Raw genomic sequence first — 1,648 nt, 5'->3', positions numbered from 1 at the left:
CTCGTCGAGGTCCGGGGCGAGGTCTACCTGCCGGCCCTCGCGTTCGAGCGGCTGAACGTCTCGATGACCGAGGCGGGCAAGCCTGCGTTCGCCAACCCGCGCAACGCGGCGGCCGGTTCGCTGCGCCAGAAGGACCCGCGCGTCACCGCGACCCGCGACCTGGGCATGGTCTGCCACGGCATCGGCGCGCGTCAGGGGTTCGAGCCGACCGCGCAGTCGGAGGCCTATCGGGCGCTCGCCGCCTGGGGCCTGCCGGTGTCGGAAGCGGTCAAGGTGCTGCCGACGCTGGCCGACGTCGAGGGCTACATCGAGAACGCGGGCGAGCACCGGCACACGATCGTGCCCTACGACATCGACGGTGTCGTGATCAAGGTCGACGACGTCAGCCTGCAGCGCCGCCTGGGCTCGACCAGCCGGGCGCCGCGCTGGGCGATCGCGTACAAGTACCCGCCCGAGGAGGTGAACACCAAGCTCCTGCGGATCGACGTCAACACCGGCCGCACCGGCCGGGTGACGCCGTTCGGCGTCATGGAGCCCGTGAAGGTGGCGGGCTCGACCGTCGAGATGGCCACCCTCCACAACGGCTACGAGGTCAGGCGCAAGGACGTCCGCCCCGGCGACACCGTGATCCTCCGCAAGGCCGGCGACGTCATCCCCGAGATCGTCGGCCCGGTGCTCGCGCTGCGGCCCGAGGGCCTGCCCGAGTGGGTGATGCCGACGGCCTGTCCGTCCTGTGCCACCGACCTCGTCGAGCAGAAGGAGGGCGACAAGGACCGGCGGTGCCCCAACCACGAGCACTGCCCGGCGCAGGTCCGCGAGCGCGTGCACCACGTCGCCGGACGCGGGGCCTTCGACATCGAGGGCCTCGGCTACGAAGCAGCGGTCGCGCTGCTCGACTCCGGTGCCCTTCGCAACGAGGGCGACGTCTTCGACCTCTCCGTCGAGAAGCTGCTGGTCACGCCGCTCTTCACGCGCGCGCCGAAGAAGGACGAGACGGGGCCGCAGCTGAGCGCCAATGGACAGAAGCTGCTCGACAACCTCGGCGAGCGCAAGGCCACCGTGCCGCTGTGGCGCGTGCTGGTCGCGCTCTCCATCCGCCACGTCGGCCCGACGGCCGCCCGTGCCCTGGCCACCGAGTTCGGCTCGATGGAAGCGATCCGGGCGGCGAGCGAGGCCGACCTGGCTGCCGCCGAGGGCGTCGGACCGACCATCGCCGCCGCCGTCATCGAGTGGTTCGCCGTCGACTGGCACGTCGCGATCGTCGAGAAGTGGGCGGCGTCCGGCGTGGCGATGGCGGACCAGCGTGACGAGTCCGTCGCGCGCACACTCGAGGGCCTCACCATCGTGGTGACCGGCTCCTTGCAGGACTTCTCCCGCGATTCAGCGAAGGAGGCGATCCTGTCGCGTGGCGGGAAGGCGGCCGGTTCGGTGTCGAAGAAGACCGACTTCGTCGTCATCGGCGAGAACGCCGGCTCCAAGGCCGAGAAGGCCGAACAGCTGGGGGTTCCGATCCTCGACGAGGACGGCTTCAAGCGACTCCTGGCCGACGGGCCGCCGGAGGGCACACTGGAGCCATGAGGCGGTGGATCCCGGCGGTGCTGCTCGGACTCCTGGCCGCGTCCTGCTCGGGCGCCGACGAGTCCGGTGA

At 71.2% G+C, this 1,648-nt stretch carries 1 protein-coding gene; it reads left to right on the top strand.

The features are described 5' to 3' along the window. On the top strand, positions 1-1,578 hold a 1,578-nt coding region (gene ligA, locus ACOADB_RS24135), incomplete at its 5' end, for an NAD-dependent DNA ligase LigA (protein ID WP_378604784.1). Positions 1,579-1,648 lie beyond the last annotated feature (70 nt).

Source organism: Nocardioides sp. CPCC 206348 (genome assembly GCF_048654705.1).
In the GTDB taxonomy this organism is placed as follows: domain Bacteria; phylum Actinomycetota; class Actinomycetes; order Propionibacteriales; family Nocardioidaceae; genus Nocardioides.
Note: the sequence above shows the minus strand (reverse complement) of the source record. Positions and strands in the feature narration are given on the sequence as shown.